The sequence below is a fragment of the Mycolicibacterium pulveris genome (genome assembly GCF_010725725.1).
Taxonomy (GTDB): Bacteria; Actinomycetota; Actinomycetes; order Mycobacteriales; family Mycobacteriaceae; genus Mycobacterium; species Mycobacterium pulveris.
Genome location: NZ_AP022599.1, coordinates 4218837 through 4234093, shown reverse-complemented (window position 1 = coordinate 4234093; position 15257 = coordinate 4218837). Strand labels below are relative to the sequence as shown.

Sequence of the window (15257 nt, the reverse complement as noted above, 5' to 3'; positions counted from 1 at the left end):
CGCGAGCAGACGTGAAAACCCCCAATTCGCGGTGCATTTGGGGGTTTTAGCGTCTGCTCGGCCTATCTGCGGGCGGCGTTGGCGAGCATCTCGCGGGCGATGGTCTCGGCCTCGTCGATGATCGTGTAGCCGCACGCCCAGGTTTCGACGGTGAGGTTGGACGCCACGGCAAGGGCGTGCTGGCAGGCCCATCCGTCGGCGTCGTCCTGGGTGGTCATCTGGGTGATCAGCGCGTCCTCGGTGAGGACGTCGTCGAGGTCCCAGAAATACGCCTCGTCGTCGGAGAAGATCGCGACCGGGGTGCCCGCGCAGTTCTGCCAGGCCCGCCTGGAGTCGTCGAAGAACCGCTGCGCGTTTCTGGGCGACGGGTACAGCACCGCGGTCTGCTCGACCCAGTGCGCGTTGTCGTCGCCGGGTTCGCGGGCCACCTCGTCGCGCACGTGCGTCCAGCCGCTGCCGTCATACACCGGTTCCTCAGCGCCGTAGACCGTGCCCAGGCAGTCCCGGTCCGACACGTCGTCGGAGTGGTCGGTCATCTCGTCGAGCTCGCTGGTGACCCGCATCGTGGTCGAACCCATGATCCCGTTGAGCTCGCCGATGGACAGCAGCACGTCGTTGAGCTTGGTTTCGTCGAGCGGCGGCACATCGAACTGCCCGAGATCGGGGCCGCGCACCGCCGTGCCCGAAACGGTGCTCACACAACCCGATAGCGGCACCGTGGCCGCGACGACCACGGCTCCCATGGCGATTGCCCGGGAAACCGTGGCCGTCCCGGGCCTCACGACATTCCGATCTTCTGCAACATCAAGTCGACGACGGCGACCGCATCGTGCGTACCCATCGGATCCGCGCCCGCGACATCGGAGATCTCCACGTCCACAACGCAATCCGATGCCACACCCAGCGCCCGCTGAACCGTGGACCCGCCGTCGTGCATGACGACCGCCGACACCGTGTCGCGGTCGACGGCCACGCCGGTGATCCTGCTGGCCCCTTGCGCGTGGGCATCGGGACGCTGCAGCACCAACGTCTGCCCGTTGCAGCGGTGCCACTTGTCGGCCGCGGCGGCGAAGAACTCCTGAGCGTCGTCGGGGGTGGCGAACTGGACAACTCCGAAAGCCCCCGTCGACGACGGGCCGTTGGCGTCCCCGCCGGCCCACGACCGGCTGGCCACGGTACGGGCCGAGCCGGCGTCGTAAACCACCTTCTGCAGCCGATAAGCCGCGCCCACACAGTCAGCCGGGGTCGCGTCGGCTTCCCCGACGCTGTGCAGCAGCATGTCGGCGCCGCCCTCGACGAGCGGGCCCATCAACCCGACAGCGCCGAGCATGGTGGTCAGCTCGTCGGCGCTGGGCAGTATCTGGTCGAGCGCGCGCACCGGCGACGGTTTGGCGACCTCGGCGATGTGAAGGGCCGGACGGTCAGCGACCCGCATCGAACACCCGGCAAGAAGAACGCACGCGCTCAACGCAGCGGCCGTCGTCGCGCGCGGATGCATCGGATGCCTACTTCTTGGCCTTGTCCGCGGACGTGTCGGTGGACAGGGCGGCGACGAACGCCTCCTGTGGCACCTCGACCCGCCCGATCGTCTTCATCCGCTTCTTGCCTTCCTTCTGCTTCTCCAGCAGCTTGCGCTTGCGGCTGATGTCACCGCCGTAGCACTTCGATAGCACGTCTTTGCGGATCGCGCGGATGTTTTCGCGAGCTATGATCTTGGACCCGATCGCCGCCTGCACCGGAACTTCGAACTGCTGACGCGGAATGAGCTCCTTGAGCTTGGTCGTCATCTTGTTGCCGTAGGCGTAGGCCGCGTCCTTGTGCACGATCGCCGAGAACGCGTCGACCGGCTCACCCTGCAACAGGATGTCGACCTTGACCAGATCGGCCTCCTGCTCGCCGGCCTCTTCGTAGTCGAGGCTGGCGTAACCGCGGGTGCGTGATTTCAGCGCGTCGAAGAAGTCGAAGATGATCTCGCCCAACGGCATCGTGTAGCGCAGCTCGACGCGTTCGGGGGACAGGTAGTCCATGCCGGCGAGTTCGCCCCGGCGTGACTGGCACAGCTCCATGATCGCCCCGATGAACTCGCTGGGCGCGATGATGGTCGTCTTGACGACGGGCTCGTACACGGCGCGCAGCTTGCCGCCGGGCCAGTCCGACGGGTTGGTCACCAGTCGTTCCGAACCGTCTTCGGTCACAACGCGATACACCACGTTGGGTGAGGTGGAGATCAGGTCGAGGTTGAACTCGCGTTCGAGGCGCTCACGGGTGATCTCCATGTGCAGCAGGCCGAGAAAGCCGCAGCGGAAACCGAATCCCAGCGCCACCGATGTCTCGGGCTCCCACGTCAGCGCGGCGTCGTTGAGCTGCAGGCGGTCCAGCGCGTCGCGCAGATCCGGATAGTCGGAGCCGTCGACCGGATACAGCCCGGAGTAGACCATCGGCTTGGGCTCGCGGTAACCGGTCAACGGCTCGGCAGCGCCGTTGCGCGCGGTCGTCACGGTGTCACCGACCTTGGACTGACGCACGTCCTTCACGCCGGTGATCAGATAGCCGACCTCCCCGACGCCGAGGCCGTCGGCGGGCTTGGGTTCCGGGGAGACGATGCCGACCTCGAGAAGTTCGTGGGTGGCGCCGGTGGACATCATCTTGATCCGCTCGCGCGGGACGATCTTGCCGTCGACGACGCGGACGTAGGTCACCACGCCGCGGTAGGTGTCATAGACCGAGTCGAAGATCATCGCCCGCGCCGGCGCGTCGGCGTCGCCGGTGGGCGGCGGCACCTCGCGCACGACGTGGTCGAGCAGGTCGGGAACCCCGTCGCCGGTCTTGCCCGAGACCCGCAGGACGTCTTCGGGTTCGCAGCCGATGATGCGGGCGATCTCGGCGGCGTAGCGGTCCGGGTCGGCGGCGGGCAGGTCGATCTTGTTGAGCACCGGGATGATCGCCAGGTCGCGGTCCAGCGCCAGATAGAGGTTGGCCAGGGTCTGGGCCTCGATGCCCTGCGCGGCGTCCACCAGCAGCACCGCGCCCTCGCAGGCCTCCAACGCCCGCGACACCTCATAGGTAAAGTCGACGTGGCCGGGGGTGTCGATCAGGTGCAGCACGTAGTCAGTGCCATCGACTCGCCAAGGCAGCCTTACGTTCTGGGCCTTGATCGTGATGCCGCGCTCGCGTTCGATGTCCATCCGGTCCAGGTACTGCGCCCGCATGGTGCGGTCGTCGACGACACCGGTCAGTTGCAGCATTCGGTCGGCCAGCGTCGACTTGCCGTGATCGATGTGGGCGATGATGCAGAAGTTCCGAATCTGCGCCGGCGCTGTGAAGGTCTGGTCGGCGAAGCTGCTGATGGGAATCTCCTGGTGAGGCGGACTGTGTCGGCTACCAGGGTATCCAGCGAGGCGCCGGTCGGCACAATCGCGGCTGTGCGCCTTCGCTTATGCTCGGCAATATGGCTCCGCCGTGGAAAACCTTTCAGAGGTTTGCGGAGAATTTGGTGTTCAACGAGGCGCCGAAGTTCATCCGTCAAATCGGTCAATCCGAGACCGTGCAGCGCGGAATTCAGCAGGGCATCAGGCTCGGTCTGGAGGCGATCGCGGGCACCTCGCGCGACGACGCGCCGGCGATCACCGCGGGCCGACCGGTCAGCCGCAACTTCGTGCCGACCGCCCAGCGGGCCCGCAAGCTGGTCTACGCCCCGGATCTGGACGGGCGCGCCGACCCCGGCGAGATCGTGTGGACCTGGGTGGTCTACGAGGACGACCCGACGCAAGGCAAGGACCGTCCCGTGCTGGTGGTCGGGCGCGACCGGTCCACGCTGCTTGGACTGATGCTGTCCAGCCAGGAACACCACCGCGACGACCCCAGTTGGGTGGCCATCGGCAGCGGCACGTGGGACTACGAGAGCAGGCAGAGCTGGGTGCGGCTGGACCGGGTGCTCGACGTGCCCGAGGAAGGCATCCGGCGCGAGGGCGCGATCCTCGAACGCACGAAGTTCGACGTGGTGGCCGCCCGGCTGCGGGCCGAATACTCCTGGAGCTGAGCACGCGCCTTCCATTGCGCGACCGTGCGTGTCTGAGGGCGACACGCCGCCGAAAAGCGCGAGTTTGCGCACGCTCGCGCCAGGGGACTACCTCGGGTCGCGCCACATCGGCCACATCTTCGGGCCGTCGTCGGGCAGGGTGATCTCGCCGGTGACCTCGAAGCCGAAGCGCTGGTAGTAGGGGATGTTGTCGGGGTTGCTGGACTCCAGGTAGGCCGGCGCGTGTTCGGCGTCGACGCGGTCCAGTCTGGACTGCATCAGGGCACGCCCGAACCCGCCGCCCCGCACGCTGGGATCGCTGCCGATCACGCCCAGGTACCAATGCGGCTCTTCGGGGTGGTGCTGCTTCATCAGCTCGGCGATCTGGCGGCCGCGACCCGCGCGTGTGCCCATCGCGAGCATGAAGCCGGGCATCATCCGGAACTCCTCCAGCGGCGACTGCCGCCACCGCCCCGGCGGGTCCCACAGCGCGGCAGCGCCGATGCCGTCGGCGCCGGCCGCGATCTCGACGCCGCCGCCGGCCAGGAAGTGGTGGCGGGTCATGGTCGCGAACATCCGCGCCAGCCTCCTGGCGCGACGGGCGTTGTCGGGCAGCATCCACCGCATCACCGGGTCGTCGTAGAAGGCGCGACCCAACGTGCCGGCCAACGGCCGGATATCGGCTTTTCGGGAGGTTCGAACGGCGATGGCGAACGGCATCAGCCGCCCTGGGTGATATAGGCCTCCAACTGCTCCTGCTGCGCCTCCAGCTCCTCCATCCGCGTCTTGACCACGTCGCCGATGCTGACGATTCCGGCGAGCCGACCGTTATTCAACACCGGCACATGACGCACCCGGTTGGTGGTCATCAGCGCACTGAGGCTGTCCACCGAATCGTTGGGTGAGCAGGTCGCCACCAGCGTGGACATGATCTCTGCGACCGGCCGCGTGAGCAGCTCGGAGCCTCGTTGCTGCAACGCCCGCACAACATCGCGTTCGGACACGATGCCGACCAAACCATCCGGCGAAACCACCACCATCGCGCCGATGTTGTGCACGCTGAGCTCAGTCAGCAGCCCCGCGACCGAAGTCTCGGGGGTGATGGTCGCCACCGACGCACCCTTACTGCGCAATACGTCCGCGATCCGCATCGATGCCTCCGTTTCAGTGATCCTTCTCACATCAGGCTAGGTCGAAGGGACAAAACGCGAAAGGTTTTGGCATCGGTGTCCCAAAACCGCGGCGACGCGCCACCCGACGGCACCGCCTCGAAACCGCGCACCTGAGAGCGCCGACGCGAGCACCCTGCGCAGCTGCGTGCCGGGGTTGATCATGAATTGCTCGTCGCCACACTGGTTTTCGATCGGGCCAATAGCGCACGCTCGCCACGGCCGTCGGGTATATGTGGGGCCATGATCGAGGTGACGCTGCTCGGCACTGGAAGTCCGATTCCCGACGCGAACCGGGCGGGCCCGTCGACGCTGGTGCGGGCGGGCGGGCAGACGTTCCTGGTCGACTGCGGCCGCGGCGTGCAGCAGCGGATGACGGGCGCCGGCGCGGGCGCCAACGGGTTGGCCGCGCTGCTGCTGACCCACCTACACAGCGATCACATCGCCGACCTGGGGGATCTCATCATCAGCCGCTGGGTCACCACGTTCACCCCCGACCAGCCGCCGTTTCCGATCATCGGGCCGCCTGGCACCGCCGAGGTGGTCGACGCCACGCTCAAGGCGTTCAGCTTCGACATCGGCTACCGGATCGCGCACCACGACGACCTGACGTCCCCGCCCCCGGTCGAGGTGCACGAGTACACCGACGGCGTGGTGTGGGACCGCGACGGCGTGACGATCACGGCGGCCCCGACCGATCACCGCCCGGTCACCCCCACGATCGGTTTCCGCGTCGAGCACGCCGACGCGTCGGTGGTGCTGGCCGGCGACACGGTGCCGTGCGAGAGCCTCGACAAGCTGGCCGCGGGCGCGGGCGCGCTGGTGCACACGGTGATCCGCAAGGACCTGATCGATGCGTTGCCGATGCAGCGCCTGCGCGACATCTGCGACTACCACTCCTCGGTCGAGGAGGCCGCGGCGACCGCGACACGGGCGGGGGTCGGCATCCTCATCCTCACCCACTACGTCCCGGCCATCGAACCGGGTCAGGAGGACGAGTGGCGCGCGCTGGCCGCCTCGGCGTTCGACCGCCAGATCGAGTTGGGCGACGACCTGCACCGGGTCGAGGTCCACCCCGGCGTCGGCGTCAAACCGGCCTGACCCGACCCATATCAGCAGGCCAGCGGGCCTCACTTTGGGCGATCACGGTGCTCGCTGGTACCCTGAGCAGTCGCTGCCCGTAGGACGGGCGCCCACACACTTGCCGAACCCAGTCGAGATTTACGAAGGAATAGCCGCGTGGCCAACATCAAGTCGCAGATGAAGCGCAACCGCACCAACGAGAAGCGCAGGATGCGCAACAAGTCGGTGAAGTCGTCGCTGCACACCGCGGTGCGCGGATTCCGGGCGGCCGTCGAGGCCGGCGACAAGGAGAAGGCCAGCGAGCTGCTTCATTCGACGAGCCGCCAGCTGGACAAGGCCGCCAGCAAGGGCGTCATCCACAAGAACCAGGCCGCCAACCGCAAGTCGGCGCTGGCGCGCGCGCTCAACAAGCTCTGAGCCCGCGGTAGTTCTAGTCCGCCGCGAGTTCGGCGACTTTGCGCACCGTCGATTCCAGCGCGTAATCCGCGTCGGCCGCGGCACCCTTGACGTCGGCGTTCAGCGCCGCGACCAGGCGCATCGCCTCCGCCACCGACGCGCGTGACCAGCGCCGGGCCTGTTTCTGCGCCTTCTGCACCCGCCACGGCGGCATGCCCAATTCCGACGCCAGCCGGTACGGATCCCCCGACAGCGGAGCCACCCGCGCGATGGTGTGCACGGCTTCGGCCAACGCGTCGGCCAACACCACCTGAGGTTCGCCGCTCATCATCGCCCACCGCAGCGCCTCGGCCGCGCCCGCGACGTCGCCGACGACCGCCTTGTCGGCGATGTCGAAACCCTTCACCTCCGCTTTGCCCGAGTGGTAGCGGCGCACCGCCGCGGCGGTGACGGTGCCGCCGGTGTCGGCGACCAGTTGTGAGCACGCCGACGCCAGCTCGCGGATGTCCGAGCCGACCGCGTCGAGCACGGCGGTGACGGTGTCGTCGTCGACCTTGGTTTTCAACGCGCGGAACTCGGCACGCACGAAGTCCGCGCGCTCACGCGGCTTGGTGATCCGGGCACATGGATGCACTTGTGCGCCAAGCTTTTTGAGTTTATCCGCGAGGGCCTTGGCCCGGCCGCCTCCGGAGTGCACGACGGCCAGCATGGTGCCGGGCGGCAGGTCGGCCGCCGCGGCGGCGATGACGGCGACGGCATCCTTGCCCGCCTCCCCCGCCGACTCGAGCACCACCACCCGCTCGTCGGCGAACAACGACGGGCTGAGCAGCTCGGCGAGCTCGCTGGCGCTGACCTCCCCGGCGCGTATCCGGTCGACCGGCACGTCGACGGTGCCCGCGCTCTTGCGGGCCGCTCGCAGCACGGCCGCGACGGCGCGTTCGACCAGCAGCTCCTCGTCACCGAGGATCAGGTGCAGCCGCGAAACCTCCTGACTCACTCCCCGATCGTGTCATGCCAGCCCGACAAGCCCGACACCGTCCACGCCAGCAGGCAGATCGCGGCGCCGCACACCACGATGCGCACCGGGCGCCACCGCCACGCGAGCGTGCCGACGATGCCGCTGACCGCGACCACCACGACACCCAGCAGTCCGGACGGCACCGGCAGCCACGCCCCAGGCACCGCCGCCGCCCAGTGCGCCACCCGCAGCAACCACCACAGCTCAGGCCCGGTGAACCGGATCAGCAGCTGCGCACCCGCCGGCCAGAGCGCGCCGAGCGCTGCCGCCGCGGTGCCGATCACGGTGATCGGTGGGATCACCGCGGCCGCAGCCAGGTTCGCCGCGACGGCGACCACGCTGAATCGGCCCGCGATACCGGCCACCAGCGGCGCGGTGACGAGCTGCGCGGCGATGGCCACGCTCACCGCGTCGGCGAGCGGCTTGGGCCAGCCCCGCCCGACCAGCCGCCGCGACCAGTGCGGAGCCAGAACCACCAGGGCCGCCGTCGCCGACACCGACAGCGCGAAGCCGACGTCGACGGCGAGTTCCGGCGAGGCGGCCATCAACACCAGCACGCTGGCCGCCAGCGCGGGGATCGCCTGACGGCGCCGGTGAGACACCAACGCCAGCAACGTGATCCCACCCATGACCGCCGCGCGCAGCACGCTGGCCGACGGCTGCACCACGACCACGAACGCCACCAGCACCACAGCGGCCAGCGCCACCGCCACCCGGGGGCCGACCAGACCCGCGCTCAACAGCACGGCGCCGCAGACAATGGTGACATTGGCGCCCGACACCGCGGTGAGATGGGTCAGGCCCGACGCCCGGAATTCAGCGGTCGTCCGCGAGCTCACCGACGAGGTATCACCCAGCACCAGCGCGGGCAGCATCGCGGCCCGATCGGCGGGCAGCACCTGACGCGAGTCCTCGGCGAAACCGCGCCGAATCCCGTGTGCGGCCCGCTGGATCGGCGACGCCTGTCCCCGCGCCATCTGCCCACTCGCCGACAACACCGCAACGGACAAGTCGCGGCGCGTCGGCCGGCCGATGCGGGCGCGGAACCCGGCGGGCTGGCCGGCGGACAGGTCTGCGACCGCGATCGCTGAGGTGAACACGACCACCCGACCGGTCACCTCGTGTCCGTCGACCATCGCGAGCGATCCGCGGAACATCGCCCGGTTGCCGCCCAGCACCCGTGGGCTTTCACTCGGCGTCACGACGACGGCGGCGACCGTGCCGTAGCGCGCGGTGATCGGATGCCTGCCCAGTTCGTCGACCCGCAGCCCGATCGCGATCGAGTACGTCGCACCGACGACGGCGACGACGACGACGCCCGCCCGGATCGCCCGGCGGTCGCCGTCGGCACCGCGGCGGACATCACCGAACCACCCGGCGACAGCTGTCACCGCGACCGCCGCCAGCGCCGTGGCGACCAATCCGGTGACGTGCCACAGGATTCCGGCGGCCGTCACCGCCCAACTGGTGAGTGCCGCCGGCACCAGGCGTAGGTCGAGCCGAACGGGGCCGGCGTCCATCGGCGTCACACACGGACGAGGTCACGAAGCTTTTCCAGCCGCGCGGGGCCGATACCGTCCACGTCGCCGAGCTGCTCGACGCTGCTGAACCGCCCGTTGGCGTCGCGCCACGCCACGATCGCCGACGCGGTCACCGGCCCGATACCGGGCAGCGTGTCGAGCTGTTCGACGGTGGCGGTGTTGAGGTCCACGACCGCCCCGGGGGCGGTGGCGCCTTCGGCGGGTGCCGATGAGGCGGTGGAGCCGGTGTCAGCGGTGTCGGCGGTGATCGAGCTTCCCATCGCGGCGGGTTCACCCGGCACCGGCGCGATGCCGACGATGATCTGCTCGCCGTCGGCAACGCGTCTGGCCATGTTCAACCCGAGCAGGTCGGCGCCGTCGAGCGCTCCCCCGGCGGCGCCGACAGCGTCGGCGATCCGGGCCCCCGGATCCAGCGTGACGAGGCCGGGTTTGTGCACCAACCCGACCACGCTGACGACGACCGGGGTATCCGGCGCCGGTGGGCCGCTCGGGGTCGGGCTGCCCGACGAAACCATCTGCACCGGAGGTAAGTTGGCCGACGTCACCGGCGGGGGCTTGTCGCGGACGATGGTGAACACCGTCACCAGGACGGCGATGACGCCCACCGCGGCCAGCGCGACGACCCCGGCCCGGCCGGGGTCCGCCCGTACGGCGGCCATCCAGCCGGCGCCGCCGTCCGCCTGGGTGTCGGGAAGCCATCGTGACAGCAGAGTGTCGGGTCGGTCGCCGTCGCCGGCTGGCTGCCCGTCGCTCGCGTCGGGCTTCGTCTCGGTGCCCAACCGGCGCTGCAGGCGCTCGGTCGGCAATTCGGTTCGCATACGCCGAAAAGTAGGCCGCGGCGCCGACCGATTTCGGCTCGTGCGGTGACACGCCGTACGGACTGTGGATGAATTCGCGATTGTGGATACGGTGTTGTTTACGGTTGTCCGCCGGCGGCCGCGCACGCATCGCCACGGCCCGTAAGGGAGCGCAGCAATGGATCGTCGTACACCGATGATCGCCGGAATCACGTTCGGAGTGCTGTTCGCCGTTGCACTGGCGATGGTTCCGACGATGCCGGGCATCGGCCAGCCCGGCCACGACATCGTCGCCCACGCGAACGCGCACTCGGCCGCGATGCGCGCGCACGCGCTGCTGGCGGCGTTCGGGAGCCTGGCGCTGGTGGTGGTGCTCGGCCACGCCCGCGACCGGCTGACGGGGCCGGCCGGCTATGTGTTCACGATCGGCTCGGCGTTGGTGCTGGTGCAGCTCATCATCGCGACGTGGTTCACCGCGGGGTTCGCGCTGCATCCCGCTCAGCTCGGGTCGGCGACTGCGCGCACCATCGGTGACATCCTGGCGATGTCGGCGCCGATGCTCACCATTGCCAACATCATGGTGGCAGCGCCAATCCTGTTGGCGGCCAACGAAGACCGGCTCCCACGATGGTTGGGGATCGCCGCCGCGGTGTTCACCGTCGAGCAGCTGATCGAGACCATCACGATCATCGGCCCGCCGGGCAGCTTCATCTCCCCGGGCGGGCCCATGAACGTCTACCTCGGCGGATCGTTGTTCATCGCGTTCTTCACGGCGCTCGGCGTCGCGCTGTCCATGAACGTCTCGCCAGCGCCGGGCACCGCGTCCGCTGATCGCTCCCGCACCGCCGACGAGCCGACAGGTGAGGGCGTTGCCGAGCGGGTGGACCGGGCGGCCGAAGAAGCCGAGGAAGCCGACGTCGAGGAGTCCGCAGACGAGGCTTGACCCGCGGTTGACGGCGAATCGTCCTGGAGACCGAAGTCGTCTTCCCGGTCGCGCAGCTGCGCCAACGTCTTCGGTTTCGATTCGTCTGACACGTCGGATACCGCTGTGACGCGCGATGTTTCGGCGATGACCGACGCGGTGTCCGGCTCGGTGTCAGCCTCGTTGTCAGCCTCGGCGTCGGGCCCCGTCGGCGCAGCACCCGGGAACGGGTCGGCCAGCGCCGCGCTGATGTTGGTGAGTGCGGTGTCGGCGGCGTCGCGAACGATGCCGCCTGCGACGGTGAGGCTCTCGGCCGCCTGGGCCACCCCGGCCTCGATCGCCGCGACCGGATCACCCGACAGCGCCAGTTCCTGCGCGGCGGCGTCGGCGGTCTGAACGACGCCGAGCAGCAGGATCTCGCCTGCCTGGAACGCGACGGCAGCGAACACCCTGATCGCCTCGACGGCCAGCACCTGCGGCAGCGTCCGCGCGCCGGTTTCGGTGGGTACCGGCGGCGGCAGCGGCTGGTTCAGCGCAGCGAGAATGTTCGCGCGCGCGGAGTTGAGTTCCTGCAGAAACTCGCCAGGCCGCGACACCGCCGCAGCGACGTTGAGCAGCTCGACCACCGCGACCTCGAGGTTGTTGAACGCCTTCGGAACCACCCGGAACACGTCGTTTTCGATGATCGGGGTCGCCGCGGCGTTCGCCGCCCCGGTCACCGTCGCCGCGGCGGCTCCAAGCGCCCTCAGCGGCGCCCCCGTCGCGGCGAGGGCGCCCAGGAACGTCACCGGCGTCATCACCACCGCGATCGGTATCGTGACCAGCCCTTGCACGACGTGGGGGCAGATGACGCTGCAGTACTGGAACTGGTTGTTGATGAACGCCAGCGGGATCGCGCCGAGGGGCGGTGCGGCCGCTGCCAGCCGCACGTCGTGGACCTCGGCGCGTGGCGTCCACGCCGGTGGTTCAGCGGGGACGACGGCCATCGGCGTGACGACACCGATGGCGGTGACGGCGGCCACCAGACCCGATTGCACGCGACCACGCATCTCGACCCCTAACGTCGTGGCGGACCTTCTAAGGTCACGACGGCGGGCGTCGAAAAGTTCGATCTGCGGGCGGCGAATTTGCGCGAAGCCGGCGGCTACAGCGCGTACGAGCTGAAACGGGTAGGTGTAGGTGCCGCCGGGAGCACCGTCACACCCCACCGCGAAGGAGGATTCAAGCGTGCCGGACCGGGATGTCGCATCCCAGGAATAGACGTCGCGGGTCGCGATGACCGGCCCGTAATAGACGTTGCCGCACCGCAAACCATCCGGGACGTCGACCGTCAGCGTGTACCGTCCATCGGTCAACTGCGCGGCCACGGCCTCGGGAGCGGGCACGTCGCTCCGACGGTGTTCGCCGACGTCGACCCCGCCTCCGAGTTGGGTCAGGAGGAGGTGTTCGGGCCGGTGCTGGCCGTGATCCCGGTCCGGGACCCCGATGACGCCCTGCGCATCGCCAACGGCACGCCCTACGGGCTCTCAGGCGCGGTGTGGGGCCCTGACCTCGATACCGCCATCGCCTTCGCGCGAAGGGTGCAGACGGGCCAGCTCGACATCAACGGGGGCATGTACAACCCGGTCGCTCCATTCGGCGGGTACAAGAGGTCCGGCGTCGGCCGAGAGTTGGCCGAACGGACGCTCCCCGTTCGCATCGAGCACGGCGGGCCCGCGGTCGATTCCTCACGGGATGGGCGAGCGTCCGCTTGCCGCACGGGATGGGATGAGCCGTCGAGCGGCGCACGGACGCTCGATGACGTGACCGAGCTTCTGGCCGCGGGTGCACCCGTCGCGGCCCACTGGATCGCCGATCGGCAGATCGTTCCGTCGCTGCTCAAGTACGGCACGGAACACCAGAAGAAGGAGTTTCTCCCGCGCATCGTGCGTGGCGAGTGCTACTTCGGCATCGGCATGAGCGAACCCGATTCCGGATCAGATCTCGCAAGTGTGCGCACCAAAGCGGTGCCGGTCGACGGCGGCTGGTTGTTGTCCGGCACCAAGGTGTGGACCTCCGGCGCGCATCGCGCGCACGCCTTCATCGCCCTGGCCCGCACCGCACCGGTCGATCCGGACAACCGGCACGCTGGGCTGAGCCAGTTCATCGTCGATCTCCGTGGGCCCGGAGTTCACATCCGACCTGTCGTTTCGATGAACGGCGCCCACCACTTCAACGAGGTGATCCTCGACGAGGCCTTCGTGCCCGAAGAGATGGTGTTCGGCGAGATCGGCGCAGGCTGGCAGCAGGTCACCTCGGAACTGGCCTTCGAGCGCAGCGGGCCCGAACGGTTTCTGTCCACGTTCGTCCTGTTGAGGGCGTGCGGTGAACGAATCGCCGGACAGCGCGGCGGCCGGGAGGCCGACCTCGGCCGGCTGGTGGCCCGGATCGCCGCCTTACATCAAATGTCGAGCGCCGTGGCCGGCGCGCTCGAACGTCGGAATCCTGCCGACGTTCCGGCCGCCGTCGTGAAGATACTTGGCACGGCCACGGAGGGTGACATCGCCGATTTCGCCGACCTGCTCACCGATGACACCGTCGACACAGCGGACCCCGCGTTCGCTCAACTGGTTTCGCATGCCGTCGACCAGCGTCCGGGTTTCACGCTGCGCGGCGGGACCAACGAAATCCTGCGCGGTGTGGTGGCGAGAGGACTGGGGCTGCGATGAGCACTTCCGCCACCTCACCAGTCAACGTGGATCCCGCGCTGGTCGAGATGATGGCCGCGGTGTTCACCGAGTACCGCGACACCCACCCGCCGACGAAGACCGTCGAACGAGATGCCGAATTGTGGCGCCAACTCGACGAACTCGGGCTGGTTCGATTGACCGGTGCCGAAGAGTCCGGCGGCAGCGGCGCGGGCTGGTTCGAGGCGGCCGAGCTGCTGGCCGCCGCGGCCCGCAACGCGGTGCGCATCCCGTTGGCCGAACACGACCTGCTGGCGTGCTGGCTGCTCGACGCGAACACGATGCCGGTCGACGCCGCGACACGGACCATCTGCCTGTTGGACGATGACAGAACGGCGCGCGGTGTGCCGTGGGCGGCCAGCAGCGACCGGGCCGTCGTACTCTGGCGCGACGGCAACACCCACCGCGTTGCCGATGTCGACACCGCAGAACTGAAGATCTCGCCGGGCGCCAACCTGATCGGCGAACCACGCGACACGGTGGTTGCCGACGTCGACACGCTTGACGGGGTGCCCGTCAACGCGGATCTCGTCGAGCGGTTGCGGCTGAAAGCGGCGCTGACGCGAGCGATTCAGGTGTGCGCGGTCCTCGACGAGATCGTGCTGTCCTCGATCAACCATGCGGGTTCACGCATCCAGTTCGGCAGGGCGCTGTCTCGGTTCCAAGCGGTGCAGCATTTGATTGCCGACGTCGCGGCCGAGGCGGCGCTGGCACGCGCGGCGACCGAGGCGGCATTGATGACGGCGGTCGCCAGCGGCTGGACGGCTCCGAACCTTAGGTTCCGCGTCGCGACGGCCCGGTCGTGTGTCGGCCACGCCTCCTCCGTCGTGGTACGAAACGCCCATCAAATCCACGGCGCCATCGGCACTACCTATGAGCACCGGCTGCACGAGTTCACCCGCGCCGCGCTTGCGTGGCGATCCGAGTTCGGATCGGTGCGCTATTGGGACGAGCAGGTCAGCGCCGCAACGACGGCACCGGGCGCGGACATGTGGGGACTGATCACGGACTGATCGGTCCGCGCGCACGGGCAATGTTCCACTGACCGGGCATCGTGGCACCAAGCCGTGCCCGTCGACGGTTGACTCACTGCCATGAGCAACGAAATTTCGCTGTCTGAGGTTCAGGAGTTCATCGCCGGCTTCTGGTACCACTACGACCAGGGCCATTTCACCGAATTGGGCGCCCGGCTCGGCGACGAAATGGAATACCTGAGCCGATCCGACTCCGGCAACTGCCCGTTCGAGGATCTGCTGGCCGCCGAGTTGCACGGCAAGGACGAGACGCTGGCGTGGCTGACCCGGCACCGCAACGAAAACCCCTACCCGTTGCGACACCACGCGACCAATATCTTCCGCACCGGGGTCGACGGCGACGTCACCACAGCCCGCTTCTACCTGTACGTCAATCAAGTGACCAACAACGTCCCGTTCGACGTCTCCAGTGGAGTGGTCGACGTCGGCATCCGCCGCTCGAACAACGGACTGGTCTTCACCTCGATGACCGTGATTCTCGACGCCGAGGACTCGATTCCGTTCGCCGAGCACGCCGCCAAGGCCGCCGCCACAGCACCGGCCGGTTCGTAAC

At 68.7% G+C, this 15257-nt stretch carries 14 protein-coding genes and 2 pseudogenes; 7 read left to right on the top strand and 9 right to left on the bottom strand.

Annotation, left to right across the window (positions count from 1 at the left end):
* Positions 1-62: 62 nt before the first annotated feature.
* The 3 genes and pseudogenes from G6N28_RS20570 to lepA form a co-directional block, all read right to left on the bottom strand.
* Entirely contained in the window at positions 63-743 is a 681-nt protein-coding gene (locus G6N28_RS20570) for a sensor domain-containing protein (protein ID WP_163903502.1), read from the bottom strand.
* Between the two features lie 35 nt (positions 744-778).
* On the bottom strand, positions 779-1435 hold the full coding sequence (locus G6N28_RS20565) for a sensor domain-containing protein (RefSeq protein WP_235674640.1): 657 nt from the start codon (positions 1433-1435) through the stop codon (positions 779-781).
* Positions 1436-1505: 70 nt separating this feature from the next.
* A pseudogene (lepA, locus tag G6N28_RS20560) lies at positions 1506-3448 on the bottom strand (translation elongation factor 4).
* Here lepA and G6N28_RS20555 point away from each other — a divergent pair.
* Positions 3437-4039, top strand: a complete 603-nt coding sequence (locus G6N28_RS20555) for a type II toxin-antitoxin system PemK/MazF family toxin (protein WP_163903498.1) — start codon at positions 3437-3439, stop codon at positions 4037-4039. The pseudogene lepA and the gene G6N28_RS20555 sit on opposite strands and share 12 nt — an antisense overlap.
* An 87-nt stretch (positions 4040-4126) precedes the next feature.
* Here the strand turns inward: G6N28_RS20555 and G6N28_RS20550 are convergent, their stop codons facing one another.
* Both G6N28_RS20550 and G6N28_RS20545 read right to left on the bottom strand, forming a co-directional pair.
* Positions 4127-4738 carry a GNAT family N-acetyltransferase gene (locus G6N28_RS20550; protein ID WP_163903496.1) on the bottom strand — a complete coding sequence of 204 codons (612 nt, stop codon included), beginning with the start codon at positions 4736-4738 and terminating at the stop codon, positions 4127-4129.
* Positions 4738-5169 (bottom strand): CBS domain-containing protein, encoded by a 432-nt coding sequence (locus G6N28_RS20545; RefSeq protein ID WP_163903494.1) that lies wholly within the window; start codon positions 5167-5169, stop codon positions 4738-4740. Before G6N28_RS20545 ends, G6N28_RS20550 begins: the two co-directional genes overlap by 1 nt.
* A gap of 261 nt (positions 5170-5430) precedes the next feature.
* Between G6N28_RS20545 and G6N28_RS20540 the strand changes: the two genes are divergently transcribed.
* Together G6N28_RS20540 and rpsT are read left to right on the top strand one after the other, a co-directional pair.
* Positions 5431-6288, top strand: a complete 858-nt coding sequence (locus G6N28_RS20540; protein WP_163903493.1) for a ribonuclease Z — start codon at positions 5431-5433, stop codon at positions 6286-6288.
* Between the two features lie 138 nt (positions 6289-6426).
* Positions 6427-6687: a 30S ribosomal protein S20 gene (gene rpsT / locus G6N28_RS20535; RefSeq protein ID WP_163903491.1), complete on the top strand. Its 261-nt coding sequence runs from the start codon at positions 6427-6429 to the stop codon at positions 6685-6687.
* 13 nt (positions 6688-6700) lie between these two features.
* Here rpsT and holA read toward each other — a convergent pair whose 3' ends face one another.
* The 3 genes from holA to G6N28_RS20520 are packed head-to-tail and all read right to left on the bottom strand — an operon-like array spanning position 6701 to position 10043.
* Positions 6701-7663, bottom strand: a complete 963-nt coding sequence (gene holA, locus G6N28_RS20530) for a DNA polymerase III subunit delta (protein ID WP_163903489.1) — start codon at positions 7661-7663, stop codon at positions 6701-6703.
* The gene (locus G6N28_RS20525) at positions 7660-9204 is read right to left on the bottom strand and encodes a ComEC/Rec2 family competence protein (RefSeq protein ID WP_163906479.1); all 1545 of its coding nucleotides are present in this window, start codon (positions 9202-9204) and stop codon (positions 7660-7662) included. Before G6N28_RS20525 ends, holA begins: the two co-directional genes overlap by 4 nt.
* A gap of 5 nt (positions 9205-9209) precedes the next feature.
* On the bottom strand, positions 9210-10043 hold the full coding sequence (locus G6N28_RS20520; RefSeq protein WP_163903487.1) for a ComEA family DNA-binding protein: 834 nt from the start codon (positions 10041-10043) through the stop codon (positions 9210-9212).
* 157 nt (positions 10044-10200) lie between these two features.
* Between G6N28_RS20520 and G6N28_RS20515 the strand changes: the two genes are divergently transcribed.
* Positions 10201-10965: a hypothetical protein gene (locus G6N28_RS20515; RefSeq protein ID WP_235674639.1), complete on the top strand. Its 765-nt coding sequence runs from the start codon at positions 10201-10203 to the stop codon at positions 10963-10965.
* Between the two features lie 1130 nt (positions 10966-12095).
* Here the strand turns inward: G6N28_RS20515 and G6N28_RS20505 are convergent.
* Positions 12096-12311: pseudogene (locus tag G6N28_RS20505) on the bottom strand (hypothetical protein); the annotation flags it as partial.
* A gap of 30 nt (positions 12312-12341) precedes the next feature.
* Here G6N28_RS20505 and G6N28_RS20500 point away from each other — a divergent pair.
* The 3 genes from G6N28_RS20500 (at position 12342) to G6N28_RS20490 (ending at position 15256) form a co-directional block, all read left to right on the top strand.
* Positions 12342-13652: an aldehyde dehydrogenase family protein gene (locus G6N28_RS20500; RefSeq protein ID WP_163903485.1), complete on the top strand. Its 1311-nt coding sequence runs from the start codon at positions 12342-12344 to the stop codon at positions 13650-13652.
* On the top strand, positions 13649-14683 hold the full coding sequence (locus tag G6N28_RS20495; protein ID WP_235674638.1) for an acyl-CoA dehydrogenase family protein: 1035 nt from the start codon (positions 13649-13651) through the stop codon (positions 14681-14683). The genes G6N28_RS20500 and G6N28_RS20495 overlap by 4 nt, the downstream gene beginning before the upstream one ends.
* 81 nt (positions 14684-14764) lie before the next feature.
* The gene (locus G6N28_RS20490; protein WP_163903483.1) at positions 14765-15256 is read left to right on the top strand and encodes a nuclear transport factor 2 family protein; all 492 of its coding nucleotides are present in this window, start codon (positions 14765-14767) and stop codon (positions 15254-15256) included.
* The last annotated feature ends 1 nt before the right edge of the window (position 15257 follow it).